The following is a 16,529-nucleotide window of genomic DNA, read 5'->3' as shown; positions in this document are numbered from 1 at the left end:
ATTTCAATTAGAGCATGTTTAATTAACACTCCAATTGTTTATTGCTAGATCATGTGCTTATTGCTCTCGAATATATAGCGTACTTTCCCCTTTCAGATATTTTGGATGGGGTCGCCACGAGCATAAGCACATGATCCGGCATCATTAAATATTCTTCATGACATCCTTAAGGAGCTCTTCTTCAATTGTAATACCCGAAACACGGGCACTCAGAATATCGTTATGAGTGTAAAAGTGCATTCCAACTCCGAGGTCTTCACCATCTACAACCATTGTTTCTAAAGAAATCTCCTCTGATAATATGCTATCTTTACTTGCATATTTATGAAGTATTCCTTGATAGTTAATGATTGGAATTAGATTTATCATGTAATCAACACCATACTTTTGCGATATGAGCAACAGCTTCTCTGTAATTGCACGTTTATCAACACTATTTTTGCCTAATGCTAATAGAACTTGCGCTTGCGTTTTGGTATTAATATCAAATGTCAAATAATCCAAATTTAAAGATAATCCCAACATTTTCTTGTTTAGATCGTTTCTGTTATGTTCCATAATGGCAAATGGTATTCTAGGTAATTTTTCAAATAAATCACTGTACATAAGCCCTGATAAGAATTCCATTGCTGTTTCATTGGGATATTCGTTAAATTTCTGGATTTGTAAATCATTTAGTTTTATATCAATTTTTGTAACTATTTTAGAATCTCTTCGAGAGTTCAACCTAGATGCCTTCTTAGCAACTTCAAGATATTTTTCAATCTCCATCTCTTGCTCCCCAGAGATTTCTAAACTCTTAACTTGATTTTGAATTATTTTGCAATAATTTATATAAGAATACTCTTTTTGCGTGTTAAATCTGTTCGTTAAAGCTTCATAAATCATAGTCTGTAACAAATCTTGCGAAAATCCGTCCCATACAAGATGATGAATCGCACTAAGTACCAAGCAATTATTCTCATCTATTTCACAAATCAAAAATCTAGATAATAGCTTGCCATCTGCCAGAAAATCTAATTCATTAACAATTTTTTGGAGATTTCCAACAGATAATAACCCTAAACTACCTTTCATAATTGGAATTTCCCAATCATCAGTATATTCGTATTCTTCTAAATAACGCATTTTCTGATTGAGCTTTGTTCTTAATGCACCATGCATGGAAATTATCTTCTTTATTGCTAAATAAACACTTCTCGCACTGCTTTCTATGCTTATTATGTTAGTGATAGCCTCAGTATCTTGACGTAAAAACACTTCCTGACCCGCTAGTAATTGGCAATTTGAAAAACAACGTGCTTTAAGATAATTGTTTCCATAATGATTCAATTCCTTCTGGATGGCGATCCTCAAATCACTGTCACGGTTATCCTCAAGCCAATTATTATCGGTATATGTTACATCCGCTGAAGTTCTTGCTACTTCCTTAATATTTTCACAGATCAGCCTTGCTGTCTGTTGATTCATTAAATCCGCAACAGAAAGTTCATAGCCTTGTTGCCGCAACTTTGAAACCACCCTAATTGCTTTGATTGAGTCTCCTCCCAGTTCAAAGAAGCTGTCTTCAATGCTGATGGGTGACACGCCCAGAATCTCTTCGTATACCTCGACTACTGCTTGCTCTTTTTTAGTTCTAGGTGCTATATATTCACGTCCCGCCAAAACATCCGGTTCAGGCAATGCTTTCCTGTTCAGCTTCCCGTTCTGGTTCAGTGGTATTGTCTCAATCTGCATCATGAATGCTGGTATCATATAATCCGGCAGTTCTTTTCTCAGCTCATCCCTGATTTTAGAAATGTCCAGTTGCTGAGTTCCGTCTGTCGCTACTAGGTATGCGCATAAGCTCTTGCCACCTCTCGCTTCCAACGCAATGACTGCCACATTTGATATACCCGGCTGATTCCTTAGAACGCTCTCTATCTCGTACAACTCTATCCGATATCCTCGGATTTTAACCTGCTCATCTATTCTTCCCAGGTATTCTATATCCCCGTTAGGCAGCCATCTCGCCAAATCTCCGGAGCGGTATAACTTCCCCTCTCCATAGGGATTGTCGATAAACTTCTGCGCTGTTAATTCAGGCTGGTTTAGATATCCTTTGGCTACTCCGTCTCCTGCGATGCATAGCTCACCAGGAATCCCTACGCCACATAACTCCATCTCATTCAGTATATATAGCTGTATATTGGCAATGGGATGTCCGATTCCTACACTTAAACCCTTATCTTTTTCGCTGGAATAGACATAGTCACAGCATCCTACGGTAGTCTCTGTAGGGCCATATTCGTTATGAATCTTTACGCTGTCTCCCAATAGCTTCTGCGTTTTCCATGCAGTATCTGTTGTTAACTCTTCTCCACCGACAATCAGTGTTTCTAAATTCGGTACATCTACGCCGTCTGCATAGGTTTCCAGCATCTTTAAATGAGAAGGGGTAAGCTTCAGGAAGGTTACCCTGTTATCTTTTAATGCTGCCCTTAACCTTTCCTCCGTGTCTCCTCCCTTTAGTAGAAGACATCCACCACTGATAAGCGGTAAATACAAGGAAGTTATTGAGAGGTCGAAACTTAAGCTTGTAATTAATACCGTCGTACAAGCTTCTTTCAGGTACTCTTTATTCGCATATGACAGGTAATGATCCAAGTTACCTCGTGTAACCGCCACTCCTTTGGGCTTTCCTGTAGTTCCTGATGTGTAAATCACATAGGCTATGTCGTCTTTTTCAACGGCACGCTCTGGATTTTTCTCCTTCTCACCCAGATCTTCAAGATTCATAGAGATGAATGGGATTTCTGTTTCCAGATTCTTCTCTCTTGTTAATATGACTTTGGGTGCTGCATCGTTAAGGATATGCTCTATTCGTTCCTTCGGTGTTGCTGGATCAATCGGGACATAGGAGGCTCCACTCTTTAGCACGCCTAAAATTCCAATAATCGTTTCCACTTCCAGTGAAGTCATGATGGCAACTCTATCATTGGGCTGGACACCTAACGAAATCAGTTCCCATGCCAATGCATTTGCCTTTCGATTTACTTCTCCATAACTAAGTACTCCCGTTTCGTATTCGATTACCGTCTTCTCGGGTGTCTGTTCTGTATGTGTCTCGAATAACTCTACTACCGTATGATTCTGTGCATACTCCGTATGTGTATCATTGAAAGCGGTTAATATTCTTTGTTGTTCTTCCTCACTGACCATGTTTAAATCAGACAATTTCATTTCGGGGTTAGCTGCCATTATTTTAAGCAAAGTCGACATCCGAACAAGAAGGCATCTTACCTCGTCTAATGCATATTTCCCCGAATTATACATTACAGCAAGTTGTAAAGTTCCCTGTATAAACGCAGTCATGGATATATCATAATTGACCTCCTCCCTTTCACTCTCCAGTTCTATATTAAATCCAGATATTCCGTCATATGCCGATTTGTCAACATAATAATTCTCGAATACAAACAGCGTTTGTATCAAATTGTTTCCAATCCTACTACTGCTCTGCATTTCTGTCAGTGAACTGTACTCGTATTTCATGCTCTCGATTGCCTGTGCCTGCATCCCCTTGAGTAGTTCGCTCACTGTTTGCCCATCCTTACTCGTTATACGCGAAGGAATTGTATTAATGAACAACCCTACCGCTTGATCAATCCCTAGTAGATTAGCGTTCCTTCCCGAGACAACCTTACCAAAAACAACGTCTCTGCTTCCATTATATTTCTGTAACAACAGCCCCCATGCCGCCTCAACCACAGTACTTACCGTTACATTCAGTTGACTAGCCATTTTCTCTATCGCCTTTGTTGTTTCTCCCGACACCGCCAATTCCTCAAGTCGAGATTCAGCTTCTTGATTATTCTCGATTCCCAACGGTGGGACTGTTATCACGGAGTTGTAATCTTCCAGCAACCTGTTCCAATACATAAGAGCTTCTTTTTTGTTTTGTTTCTCAAACCATCTGATATACTCGCTGTATGGTAAAATTTGTTTCTTTTCTGCTTCCAACAGCTTTTCCATCTGTACCCTGCTGGCACCACCGTTTATCAGCTCGTAATACTTGATAAAGTCCCGAAACAGTAGTGACGTACACCATCCATCCATAATGATGTGATGTTTTGTCCACAAAAGCGTACATTGGTTTTCCCCCATACGCAAAACTGTAAGCCGCAGTAAGCTATCTTCTGTTAAATCAAACCCGCGTGCGATATCCGCCTTCTTTAACACTTCTTTTTCTTCCAGACTGTAAACATTGATTTCACGGAGTTCTATGGGCCGATCCCGTACGACTACCTGCAAAGGCCTTTCAGCCCTATCTGTCAATATTTTCGTCCGCAATACCTCATATTTTCCTGCTAGAATATCAAGACTTGTCCTCATATTTTCCATATTGAGATTTTTATGGATATTAAGTACTGTCTGCAGCACATAGCTTGTCGCACTTTTATCAACCAATTTATGGAATAAAATTCCTTCCTGTAGTGGCGTCATTCCGTATATTTTTTCAATTTCACCAGTCACCGCAAGTTCTTTCAATTCCCTATATGACATATCGGGTATTCCATAATCCGATGGTGTTTTTACCACACCTTGTTTTGATAAACTCGTCTCGACAACATCCATAATCGCTCTTTCATAAGCCAACACAAATGCCTGAACGTCTTCTTCTGCATACAGTCCCATATCATATGTCAAATCAAATCTTAATCGCCCATTCAAAATAGCTCCATTCAGAGACAGTCCTGTTTTTTCTGAATTTTTTTCAGATATATTTCGGCCTAATGACATTTCCGACATTGATATACCTTCATAGCTATCAAGTTCGTTATCCAGTGCTCCGAGATAATTGAACATTATTTCCGCACTCATACTAAGTATTTCCTTGTTACCCAGATGTTTCAATACCCCATATCCAAGTCCGTGGTTTGGAACCTGACGCAAGGCTTCTTTTGTCTCAATGATTGTTTCTTCTACCGTTGCCCCTGTCTTCAAGACCACATAATATACACTCGTAAACCATCCAACCGTGCGGTCTATGGCTATCTCTTTATCTATTGCCTCTCTACCGTGCCCTTCCATTTCTATGGTTATCTGTTTTGTGTTTTTCCATCGATTTACCGCAACTGCCAGTGATGCCAATAGTAAGTCATTTATTTCTGTTCCGTATGTCTTCCCTGCTTCAAACAGCAACTTCCTCGTCGTTTCAGAATTAATTTCCACTACTTTGGTTTTGTATCGGCCACTCGCTGTTCCAATGCTCAGTGCCTCGGTGTTCTCCGATTTTTTTGCTATATTCCCCCAATATTCAGCCTCATCCAAGAGTGTTTCACTCTCAGCATATTGCGTCAGAGCCTCCGCCCAGTCTTTGAACGAAGCAGTTTTCTTTGGCAATGTGATTTTCCCCGTTTCCTGCATCTGCCGATATCCGGTAAACAAATCTGCCAGTATAATCCTCCATGACACTCCATCTATTACCAGATGGTGTACACAGATCAGTAAATGATCACTACTATCTGTATGGAACAACCCTATTTTCACCAGAGGGCCTTCCGCAAGATCTATGCTTGCCTGTATTTTGTTACTTGCACACTTTATCTCTTTCGCTACATCTTCTGTGTTGGTATAATCATTCTCGTACCAGTCGTACAACTTGCTTTTTTCTATCGGTAGCGTGATTTGACGCTGTCCGTGGTACACATTCCTCAGCACATCATGATGTTTAACGACCTCAGCAATTGCCTCTTTCAAGTAAGGTACATAAAACCTTTCCTTACTTTTTAACATTAACGCTTGATTGAAATGACCTGAAACCGCATGATTCTTGCTGAAAAATTCATGTTGTATCGGAATTAATGGAATTTCCCCATTGACTTCTCCTTGTTCATACACTTGACTTACTTTGCTCACCTTCATATTTTCACAGATCAGCCTTGCTGTCTGTTGATTCATTAAATCCGCAACAGAAATTTCATAGCCTTGTTGCCGCAACTTTGAAACCACCCTAATTGCTTTGATTGAGTCTCCTCCCAGTTCAAAGAAGCTGTCTTCAATGCTGATGGGTGACACGCCCAGAATCTCTTCGTATACCTCGACTACTGCTTGCTCTTTTTTAGTTCTAGGTGCTATATATTCACGTCCCGCCAAAACATCCGGTTCAGGCAATGCTTTCCTGTCCAGCTTCCCGTTCTGGTTCAGTGGTATTGTCTCAATCTGCATCATGAATGCTGGTATCATATAATCCGGCAGTTCTTTTCTCAGCCCACCCCTGATTTTAGAAATGTCCAGTTGCTGAGTTCCGTCTGTCGCTACTAGGTATGCGCATAAGCTCTTGCCACCTCTCGTTTCCAACGCAATGACTGCCGCATTTGATATACCCGGCTGATTCCTTAGAACGCTCTCGATCTCGTACAACTCGATCCGATATCCTCGGATTTTAACCTGTTCATCTATTCTTCCCAGGTATTCCATCTCTCCGTTAGGCAGCCATCTCGCCAAATCTCCAGAGCGGTATAACTTCCCTTCGCCATATGGATTGTCGATAAACTTCTCCGCTGTTAATTCAGGCTGGTTTAGATAGCCTTTGGCTACTCCGTCTCCTGCGATGCATAGCTCACCAGGAACGCCTACACCACATAACTCCATCTCATTCAGTATATATAGCTGCATATTGGCAATGGGATGTCCGATTCCTACACTTAAACCCTTATCTTTTTCGCTGGAATAGACATAGTCACAGCATCCTACGGTAGTCTCTGTAGGGCCATATTCGTTATGAATCTTGACCCTGTCTCCTAATAGCTTCTGCGTTTTCCACGCCGTATCTGTGGTGAACTCCTCTCCACCGACAATTAGCGCTTCTAAATTTGGGACATCTACGCCGTCTGCATAGGTTTCCAGCATTTTTAGATGGGTAGGGGTAAGTTTAAGGAAGGTTACCCTGTTATCTTTGAATGCTGCACGCAGCCTTTCCTCCGCGTCTCCTCCCTTTAATAGAAGAGATCCACCACTAATCAGCGGTAAGAACAAGGACGTTACGGAAAGGTCGAAACTTAAGCTTGTAATTAATACCGTCGTACAAGCTTCCTTCTGGTATTCTTGATCTGCATACGACAAGTAATGATCCAGATTGCCTCGTGTCACCGCCACACCTTTGGGCTTTCCTGTCGTTCCTGATGTGTAAATCACATAGGCTATGTCACTTTTTTCAACAGCACACGCTGGATTTGTCTCCTTCTCACCCAGATCTTCAAGATTCATCGAGATGAATGGGACTTCCGTTTCCATAGTCTTCTCTCTTGTTAAAATGACCTTGGGTGCTGCATCGTTTAAGATATGCTCTATTCGTTCCTTCGGTGTTGCTGGATCAATCGGGACATAGGCGGCTCCACTCTTTAGCACGCCCAAAATGCCAATGATCGTTTCCGCTTCCAGGGTAGTCATGATGGCCACTCGATCATTGGGCTGAATACCTAACGAAATCAGTTCCCATGCCAATGCATTGGCCTTGCGGTTGACTTCTCCATAACGAAGTACTCCCGTTTCGTATTCGATTACCGTCTTCTCGGGTGTCTGTTCCGCATGTTTCTCGAATCGTTCCACTGCCGTATGATGCTGTGCATACTCCGTATGGGTATTATTGAAAACCGTTAGTATTCTTTGTTGCTCTACCTCACTGACCATGTGGAGTTCAGACAATTTCATTTCAGGGTTAGCAATCACCCTGTCCAGCAACACCTTAAAATGCTCCAGTATGACCTGTGCTGAAGTCTCGGTAAATAAATCACTGCAATATACCAGATCTAAAGCGTACCCCTCTTCATACGCTGTAGCTTGTAAATCCAAATCAAATTTGGCATCAATGAAAGGAATGCCCAGCATCTCTACCTGTGCTTCGCCCATCGTAAGATGGATTTCCTCGTTATTCTGCATGGTAAACATCACGTCAAACAGCGGATTGCGTGACAGATCACGGCGTACTTCTACTTCCTCTACCAATTCTTCAAACGGGTATTCTTGATTCTCATATGCATTCAATGCCAACTCTTTGATCTCGCTTAAAAATTCTAAGAACGTTTTTTCAGCCCTTGGATACCCTCTCATTGCCAGCGTATTGACAAACATGCCGGCTATTGTCTCGGTGTCCTGATGCACTCGGCCTGAGATGGGTGTTCCTACCACGATATCTTGTTGCCTGCTGTATTTATGCAGTTCTATCATAAATACAGCCAGTAAGGTCATGTAATCTGTCGTTCCCTGTTGTTTATTTATATTTTGAATGCCAGCTTTCTGCTCTTGGCTAAGCTGAACAGACACTTGGGCTCCTTTGTAGCTTTGGATTTTGGGACGTGGATAGTCCGTCACCAAATCCAAAACCGGTGCCTCTTCTTTGAATACTTCTTTCCAATAGTTTCTCTGACTCTCCAGGTTTCTGCCACGCATCCATTCACTATAATCCTTGTATTGGATTTCAAGTGGTTGTAATTCTTCACCGTTATACAATCGTGAGAAATCTTCGATTAATATATTTAGCGTCTGATGATCGGAAATAATATGGTGCATATCAAATAGTAAAATATAGTTGTTCTGATTTCTTTCTTTGACTACTTTAAAACGCATGAGCGGTGCTGTTCCGATGTCAAACGGGCGTACAAATTGTTCCCTGTCAGCGTCACTGTAGCTGTCGGTCTCTTCATATTCCACTTGGTAGAATACCTCGTCTGCAATGACTTGATATGCTCCTTCTTCGGTCATTACAAAACTTGTTCGCAGCGACTCATGACGCTTAATCAGACGATCTATGGCTTGTTGTATTTTTTCTAAATCAAGGTTACCCGTTACTTCTAGCGCTGACGCCATGTTATATGCAGTACTGTTGCCTTCCATCTGATCCAGAATAAACAATCGTTTCTGTGTAGAGGATGCTGGATAAGCTTCTCTCTGTTCTGCTTGTGGTATTGGACTATATTCGCCTTCTCCCGCGGCCTCAATCTTTCTCGCCAACATGACAGGAGTTGGTGAACTAAATATATCTTTGACTGGCAAACGAATCCCTGTCTTCTTCTCGATGGCATTAATGGCTGCCGTCGCTTTTAACGAATGTCCTCCCAGTTCAAAGAAACTATCCTCTATGCCGACTGGAGATATTCCTAGAATTTCCCCAAATACATCTACGATTGCCTGCTCCGTCTTATTACTTGGTGGTACGTAGTTCAAACTTTCTAACATATCTGGCTCTGGCAGCCTAGTTTTATCCAGCTTCCCATTTATGGTTATTGGAAATTCATCGATCTGGATCATAAAGGCAGGAATCATATACTCTGTTACTTCTTCTCTTACCGCTTCTTTAATTTGGGGTATACTTAGTTCCTGCCCCTTTTCTGCAATGAGATATGCACAGAGAATATCATCATTTCCAACTTCTTTTACAATAACGACAGCATCTGCAATATTACTCTGCTTTCTTAATACACTTTCAATTTCACCTAACTCTATCCTGTAACCACGGACTTTCACTTGTTCATCTATTCGACCTAAATACTCTATATTTCCATCTGGCTGCCAACGTGCTAAATCTCCTGTACGGTACAGTTTTCCTTCACCGAAGGGATTCTTAATAAACTTCTTATCTGTCAATTCTGGCTGATTTAAATAACCTCTTGCTAAACCATCTCCTGCAATACACAACTCACCAGGTATTCCAATCCCGCATAGCTCCATTTCATTTAGAAGATATACCTTTGTATTTGCAATCGGACGTCCAATGGAAATTGAAGTAGAGTCTGTATTCACTCTAAAACTAGTTGCATTTACAGTAGACTCCGTAGGCCCATATGTGTTAAGCACTTCTACTCTTTCCGCCCATTTTTTTAAGCTTTCTAGACTACCTGCCTCTCCACCTGACTCCAGCAAACGAAGCGTCGGTAATGCGTCAACACACAACCCGTCTATTAACTTAGGTGTCAATGAAGCTGTTGTAACATTATTTCGATCGATATATTTTTGTAGTTGCTCCATATCATAGGTTAAATGTTTTGGTACAATGCATAATGCCGCACCATTGCATAGTGCAGGGAAGATATCTCCCACCGCTTGGTCAAAAGATATATTTGCAAATTGCAGCACCGTATCCTTGTCGCTTAGTGCAAATGTCTCCTGATATGTGACCCACATATTGACCACATTTCGATGTTCAATTAAAACTCCTTTAGGATTTCCAGTTGTACCCGAGGTGTAGATACAATACACTAAATCATTAGACCTGTTAACGTGCAAAAGATTGTCCGTTTCATTAGCATAATTATTCTCATCTTCTAAATCTAATACTGGTATCTCTACCTTCCCTGGCAGCTTATTCTTATACGTCAATACAATCTTTGGACTACTGTCCTCCAGCATATAGTGAATTCTATTATCTGGATATTCAGGATTGATGGGTACATAAGCTCCCCCTGCCTTGATGATGGCTAATATCCCTACAATCATTTCCATGCTGCGTTCTGTCACTAGAGCCACTAGATCGTTTGGAGCCACTCCTAAATCCCGAAGAGTTCGCGCCAACTGATTTGCTCTTTCATTCAGCTCGGCATATGTCATCTTATTATCATCAAATTTAAGTGCAATATTTCCTGCTGTTTTCTCTACCTGATTCTCAAATAAGCTGACAGCTGTTTGTTCTCGAGAGTATTCTACATTCGTTGCATTGAAATCAACCAAGATCTTCTCTTGTTCTCTGAGATCAAGCATATGCAGATCTTTAAGTTTTTTGCCTGGATGTGTTATGGCTTCCTCAAGCAGCGTTACATAATGCCTTGCCATATATTCAATCGTTTCTTGTTTGAATAAATCTGTGCAATACTCAAAATCTATCTCATACCCTTCTGGCATACATTCAACCAGAACGGATAAGTCAAACTTTGAGACATTTCTTTTAATGAATGCACTTTTTCCGCCCAATAGGCCTTGCATTTCCGTCGGTTTTTTCTTTTCTTTTAATCCGAACATAAAATCAAAAATTGGATTTCTTGAGAGATCTCTTTTCTTCTCTACGGCTTCAACTAAATCTTCAAATTGGTATTCTTGGTTATCATAAGCCTGCAGACACTTCTCCTTCACAGCTAATATCAAATGCTCAAAGGTCTCATCCGGACTAACTTCTCCCTTGATCACCAGAGTATTGACAAACATCCCCAACATACCCTTAGTATCTGCATGAACTCGGCCTGACACGGTAGTTCCTACAATAATATCCTTTTGGCGACTATATTTGGCTAATAATAAAATGAACACAGATAGGGTAACCATAAATTCAGTAGCACCATGCTTTAGGGCTAGATTTTTAACCCCTGAGCTTAATGGCTCCTTTACCTTTGCTACAACATTGTCTCCCCTGAAAGACTGGATTTGAGGACGGAGGAAATCCGTCTTCAAATCCACCCTAGCAATTTCACCAGCGAATTCCCTCTTCCAATACTCTTCCTGTTTTGAGATGTCATAAAAATTCTGCCATACACTGAAATCTTTATATTGAACACGGTTAGAATTTTTATTCATAAGTTCTCCTCTTATTCATGATCAGTTCCATCATTTTCATAAAATTCGTTCACTTGTTGCAGTATAACTGGCAGGCTTTCTCCATCACATATAATGTGATGAATATCAACAAATAGATAGGAGGCCGTTGTTGTCTTCATTAATTTCACACGCATCAACGGTGCTTCGGATAAAACAAACGGTTGTATAAATTTATCGTATTCTGTTTGTATATCTATTTCGTCCACTTCGCTGTAGTCTATTAAAACCCTTGCGTCTGGAGAAATCGTTTGAATAGGCTCACCGTCCACAACATGGAAACTAGTTCGCAAGATTTCTTCTTGCTTTAACAGCTTATCCAAAGCCTTCTGTAATCTTTCTTTATCTAGCGGTTCTTCATAAGCATAAACGTCCGATACGTTGTAGTTAATATTAGGTCCGGTCATCTCGTCCAGAAGATAGAGTCGTTTCTGAGCTGAACTTGTAGGGTAGTATTCAGCTGCTGAAGCTTGTTCTATTGCCACAAACATCTCGCTCTCAATCGACTCGATATTTCCCGCTATCTGCTCGGGCGTACCCAAAGTAAAAACATCTCTAATTGACAATCTTACTCCTATGGCCTTCTCCAATTCATTGCACAAGAGCACTGCTTTCAGTGACGATCCCCCTAGATCAAAGAAGCTATCAGTTACACTGACTTTTTCAATATCTAGAATGTTCTCAAATGCCTGCACGATCAGAGTTTCATATTCATTTCGTGGTGCAATATATTCCTTTGACTTATACTGCGGCTGTGGTAATGAGGCTTTGTCAAGTTTCCCATTACTTGTAAGTGGAATCGCATCAACCGAAATAATATGTGCAGGCACCATGTAATCTGGTAATACTTTACTTAACTTGATCTTAACGTCCTTTTCTTCTATTTCTGTCTCAGTTATTACATAGGCACACAGGAATTTCTCATTCCTTTTGTCTTCTCGCACTATGACTACAGCTTCATTTATGCCTTCAAGCTCCAATAAACGGCTTTCTACTTCTCGTGGTTCAATACGATATCCTCTGATTTTTGCTTGGTCATCCATCCGTCCAATATATTCAATGTTTCCGTTAGGTAACCAACGTGCCAAATCACCTGTCCGATACATCTTTCCGGATCCAAATGGGTTGTGTACAAACTTCTCGTCTGTCAAGTCTTGTCGATTTAAATATCCTTGAGATACACCCTCACCTGTTATACATACCTCACCCGGAACTCCAATTCCACAAAGTTCATTTCCATTTAATATATAAATCTTTAATGTTGGAAGTGGCATTCCTATATCGCTAATTCCTCTCTCGATGGCTTCAGCATCAATATCGCGATAAGTAGCGTATACCGTCGTTTCTGTTGGCCCGTACATATTAACCAGACGACAATGTCTATTGTTCTCATGCCATTTCTTCAAATGTGCTGGATAAAGTGCCTCCCCTGCAAAAATAACATATCGTAAACTATTTATGGTTTGTCCTGTCGTTGCATCGATCAACGCATAGAATGGTGAAGGTACCTGGCATAAGATGGTTACCGCTTCTTTTTGGAGCAGCTCTCCGAAGGCATATCCATCTTTTACTGTATCCTCAGAAGGTATTACAAGCTTTGCTCCATTCAATAGACTTCCGAATATTTCCCAAACCGAAACATCAAAACAATAAGAATGGAATTGAACCCAAATATCATTTTCATATAAATCAAGCTTAAACTTGTCATTCTTGAGTAATCGCACTACATTTACATGCTGAACCATAACACCTTTTGGCCGGCCCGTCGTACCTGAGGTATAAATAACATACATCAAATCACTTGAGTGATTTACATGAACAAGGTTACTGCATTCCATTTGATAATTTGCCTCATCATGAAGATGCATGACAGGAATGTCAACTTCAGGTTCTTTTGTACTGCATAATACGACCTTTGGTTTACAGTCATTAATGATATAATTAATTCTTTCCTCTGGATAAGATGGATCAACCGGTACGTAAGCTGCTCCAGCCTTTAAAATAGCGTATATACCCACCACCATCTCCAAACACTTCTCTGTTGAGATCACCACAAAGTCATTGGGTTGAATGTTATAGTCCTCTCGAAGCTTTCTTGCCAGAGCATTCGCCCGTTCATTTAATTGTGCATAGGTCATCTGTTGTCCATTAAATGTGATGGCTATACTATTAGGTATTCTGGCGGCCTGCTCTTCAAGTAACTGCACAATCGTCATATTTTGAGGGAATTCTGCATCCGTCATATTGAACTCATCCAATATTTTTGCTTCTTCGTACAGATCTACCATGGCATGCTCCTGCAGCTTCTTTTCCGGAGACATTAAAACTCCTTCAATTAATGTTAAGAAGTGTTTTGCCATGTACTCGATCGTTTCTGGTTTGAATAAGTCTGTAGAATATTCAAAATCAATCTTATAGCCTTCTGAATCACTTATCATGGTTAAGGTAAGATCAAATTTAGAAATACTACCTTCAACGGATTCCCTTGTTCCAATATGAATACGATCCGAATAACTCTCTCTCTCATCGTCCTGCAATACAAACATCACATCAAATACTGGGTTTCTTGAGAAATCTCTCTTTACTCCCACTGCTTCAACTAAATCCTCGAACTGATAATCCTTGTTATCGTATGCCTGTAAACATTTCTCTTTTGTACGTAATAATACATCCTCAAATGTATCATCAGCGCACACATTCCCTTTGATTGCCAGAGTGTTTACAAACATGCCCAACATATTTTGGGTATCCGTATGGTTTCGGCCCGATATTGGCGTTCCTACTATAATTTCTTCCTGTCGACTGTATTTTCCTAACATAGAGAAAAAGGTGGATAACAACACCATAAACTCCGTTGCACCATACTTCTTCGCTAACTCTTTTACTTTAATACTCGTTTTTTCTTCTACCTGTGTTCGGAAATTAGCACCTCTAAAGCTTTGTTTATGAGGGCGTGGATAATCCATGATTAAATCCAGGACTGGTATATCACCGGAGAATTCTTTCTTCCAGTACGCTGCCTGTTCTGTGATATCTCTAGCATTTTGCCAAGCAGAAAAGCCTTTATACTGTACTCGTGGTGTTAACAATTCTCTTCCTTCATATAACTCTTGTATTTTGTAAAGCATAACTGGCATGCTTCCTGCATCACATAAAATATGGTGAATATCCAGGAATAAATATGAATCACTTGGAGTATTCAGTATTTTTGCACGCATTAGTGGTGATTTTGACAGGTCAAATGGTTGGACGAAAGTATTATATTCATCTTGGATATACTGTGAATCTGCTGTCTTTACTTCACTGTGCTCCAGCACAATTCTTGCATCTGAAGAAATTTTTTGAATTGGTTCACCATTCACGATATGGAAACTTGTCCTTAAAATTTCCTCATGCTCTACTAATTGATCCAATGCCCTCTGAAGTCGCTCATTGTCTGGTTTAACTTTAAGCTTGATTACTAAAGGAATATTATAAGTTATACCAGGGCCTGTTAGTTGGTCCAAAAGATAAAGTCTCTTTTGAGCTGAACTTATAGAATAGCTTTCTGCTTCTGCTATTTCTGGTATTTCTTCAAACGTATTCTCCTTTGAGTTTTTTATTTGTTCTGCAATATTTTTTGGTGTAACTAAATCAAAAATTTCTCTAAGTGGTAACCTTACCCCTGTGCTCTTCTCTAATTCATTACACAGCCGGATTACATTAAGCGAGTATCCACCCAAATCAAAGAAATTGTCATTTACACTTACTCTTTCCATACCAAGTACATGTTCAAATGCCTCTACTACCAATTTTTCCGTCTGGGTCTTTGGTGCCTCATAACCCCTTATCATCTTAGTTTCTTCAATAAACTGTTCCGGGTTCGGCAATAATTTACGATCTACTTTACCATTTGCAGATAGTGGAATCTCATCTACCTGTATGAATTGTGCCGGGATCATATAATCAGGCAGATGTTTGGCTAACTCTCTTTTTATTTCTGCCAATTCTACGGTCTCATCTGCAACAATATACCCACACAATTGCTTCTCTCCATGTGAATCACTGTAATCAGCGACGACGGACTGGTGAATACGTGGCAAATGATTGATACAGTGTTCTATTTCTCCTAGTTCCACACGATGTCCACGTATCTTAACTTGACTATCTTTTCTTCCCAGGAATTCTACATATCCTTCCGGACGCATGACACCATAATCACCTGTTTTGTACAGATAACCTAATCTATGGTTGATAAAGGCGGCCTTCGTCTTCTCTTCTTCATTGAGATAACCTACGGCGACTCCTTTTCCACCAATATGCAGTTCTCCTGGTACGCCTACTGGGCATTCTTCCCCACATTCATCCAGTACGTAAATTTGTTGATTTTTCAGCGGATATCCGTAAGGGATACTTTTCCATTCTGGCTTCACTTCTGTGATTGGGAAATATATGGACCATATAGAGCCTTCCGTTGCTCCACCTAACCCGATGACTTGTGCTTTTGGCATTCTTGTTTTGATTTTCGCTGGCAAACCAAGAGAAATCCAGTCTCCACTTAGCATTACCATACGTAAGCGCTCTGCTGAAGTGCTATGCACCGTGTCTTGCTTTGTGCTTTCTAGATATATATCCATAATTGCCGGAACCGAATTCCATATCGTGATTTCTTCTTCGATCATGATCTGATGAATACTGGCCATATCTAAAAGATCTGGAATTAATACTAACTGAGCTCCGCTAATGAGTGCTCCAAAAATATCATAGACGGATAAATCAAAGCTCATCGATGATAGGGCAATGATTTTATCTTCGCTATTTACTTGGAATTTCTCATTAATATCTAATAATGTATTCACTACTGCTTCATGGGTGATCACAACACCCTTAGGATGTCCAGTGCTTCCTGACGTATAGATAGCATAGGCTCTATCCTGCTGGCAGCCTTCTAACAGTTCTAAGGCGCCATCGTTATAGGTGGAAAGGTT

The 16,529-nt window shown here is 40.4% G+C and carries 2 protein-coding genes; both read right to left on the bottom strand.

What is annotated here, in order from left to right:
* Positions 1–144 precede the first annotated feature (144 nt).
* A complete protein-coding gene (locus AC1Q8L_RS08500) occupies positions 145–11,544 on the bottom strand; it encodes an amino acid adenylation domain-containing protein (protein WP_492339425.1) in 11,400 nt (3,799 codons plus the stop codon).
* An 11-nt stretch (positions 11,545–11,555) separates the two neighbouring features.
* Positions 11,556–16,496 (bottom strand): amino acid adenylation domain-containing protein, encoded by a 4,941-nt coding sequence (locus tag AC1Q8L_RS08495; RefSeq protein ID WP_492339446.1) that lies wholly within the window; start codon positions 16,494–16,496, stop codon positions 11,556–11,558.
* Positions 16,497–16,529 lie beyond the last annotated feature (33 nt).

The organism is Bacillus sp. GW823-FHT06A11, from assembly GCF_058795355.1.
The sequence above is the reverse complement of the archived record's forward strand: the minus strand, read 5'-3'. Positions and strand labels throughout refer to the sequence as shown.

What these genes read in the sequence shown, in the direction of transcription:
- AC1Q8L_RS08500 (WP_492339425.1), bottom strand. Translation starts at nt 11,544, where the DNA reads ATGAATAAAAATTCTAACCGTGTTCAATATAAAGATTTCAGTGTATGG.